The 1,824-nt window shown below is 39.9% G+C and carries 2 protein-coding genes; both read right to left on the reverse strand.

What is annotated here, in order from left to right:
• Window positions 1-317: 317 nt before the first annotated feature.
• Complete coding sequence (locus tag F6K37_RS40585) at window positions 318-803, reverse strand: lipocalin-like domain-containing protein (protein WP_287256956.1); 486 nt, start codon at window positions 801-803, stop codon at window positions 318-320.
• Window positions 804-1,079: 276 nt separating this feature from the next.
• Window positions 1,080-1,824: thioesterase II family protein (locus F6K37_RS40590; protein WP_287256958.1), on the reverse strand; the 745-nt coding region annotated here is incomplete at its 5' end.

Below are 1,824 nucleotides of genomic sequence, written 5' to 3' on the forward strand. Positions count from 1 at the left end.
CTTTATTATTAACGACACGGGATGCCCCGACCCGCCGGAACAATACAAAGCGATGCAGCGCGGTCTTGGGGGTTCCCCCCATGAGCGACTGCATCAAGACAAAGTTTAGAACCTTAGGTGCGCTTTCCGCATCTAAATTATTAAATTCGCCTAGGTCAAGGGCACCGAGGGGCACTTTAAGAGTTTTGTTCCTCCCAAAATTGGGGTGCTAGGGGTGCAAAACCATACCCAGAATCAGCAACGCCCAATTTTGTAACTTGGCTGAAGGGGCGAAAGTCGCTCCCTAGCTTTTAGCTACCTTTTCACCCCCTGAGGTTCTAGGAAACACGTTGCCAAGTAATGCAAAAGGTATTCCCTGCGGATGATGCAGTTAGTACAAGTATATCTTCTGAAAGCTCAAAAGTCCGTTCCAAGTCTATACCAGTCAAATCTGGAATTAAACTAACTTCAACATGGTGAATAACTTTATTATCTCTAATTTCATATTTCCCACTATAAGAAATATAGTTTCTCGCTGCCTGAAAAAATCTAAAAGTTGCTTTTATATACTTCAGTATGTTTGTTATTAACTGTAGTTTGGATACATTCCTCCCATTCTGGATTTCTTCCATAGATAAGCCAAGATTCAAGCGATTACTCATCATAATTGAGGCTGACATATATCCCTCCTTAGTATATATAATGTGGCCTACGGGATTTTTGCCATAGGGATAACTGATTTTTTGTTGCTTATCTACATATTTCATTTCGACAAGTTTCCATGTTCCGACAAAAGCATCTTTTGAAACTATACTAGGTGTCATTTTTGTTCCTTAATTACTTGTTTTTTTTAGAGAATGCCTATTATGTACGTCTAATTGAATATTTACTCATATCATATCTATAGCGTTTATCATAACTATGAGGTACACATTATTTTTTCCCTCTTCCCTAACTTCCCCTCCTGAGAGGGTTTAGGGGTGGGTTCCTGCTCCCTGCTCCCGTCTTGATGCAGTCGCTCATGGGGGAAACCCCCAAGACCTCGCTGCATCGCTGCTCCCTAAAACCCAGAGATTTTTACCTCATGGGTATAAGACTTGCTATATCTTAATAGATAGCATCTGATAAATTGTATCCAAAAGCAGTTTTTTGCTATCCTTCAAGAACATATGTTGACCAGGAAACATTTGCAGTTTAAAAGGACTGTAAGTGTACTTCGACCATTCTGAAAGTTGTTTTTCACTTGTCAAAGAATCGTTTATGCCACCAAAGCTAGAGATTGGGCAACTCAGAGGAGGTTTTTCTACGTAACTATAGCTTTGTAATAGTTCAAGGTCTGCTTTAAATACATTCATCAATTCTTGTAAAAGTGGTGGATCGTCATAAATATCTTTTGGAATTTCTGAAATATTCATAAGATAATTCAGTTTTTGTTCTTGTGAGAAAGACTCAAACTCCTTTGATAAAGAAGTATCGGATGGTGGTAGGGCAGCGCTTAAGAAAAGGTGTAGTGGTTTGAGATTGTATTCTTGTTCAAGAATATGGGCAAGTTCAAAAGCAATCAATGCTCCCATGCTATGGCCGAAAAAAGCAAATGGTCTATCTAAGTAAGGACTGAGAATTTCTCCTAAAACCTGGATAAGAGGAACAAACTCTGTAAAAGGTTTTTCCTGTAGGCGTCTTTGCCTGCCTGGAAGTTGAATTGGCAATACTTCTATATCTGTTAGGAGCTGATCAGACCATCCTTGGAACATTGAGGCACTTGAACCCCATGGGTGAAAGCAGAATAGACGCAGACGAGCATTGGGTTTTGGTTGATGATATGCAATCCAACGGCTTGTTTTG

The organism is Moorena sp. SIO4E2 (assembly GCF_010671945.1).
Classification (GTDB): Bacteria; Cyanobacteriota; Cyanobacteriia; order Cyanobacteriales; family Coleofasciculaceae; genus Moorena; species Moorena producens.

Coding starts and splice junctions, on each gene's coding strand:
- F6K37_RS40585 (WP_287256956.1), bottom strand. CDS start 803: ATGACACCTAGTATAGTTTCAAAAGATGCTTTTGTCGGAACATGGAAA.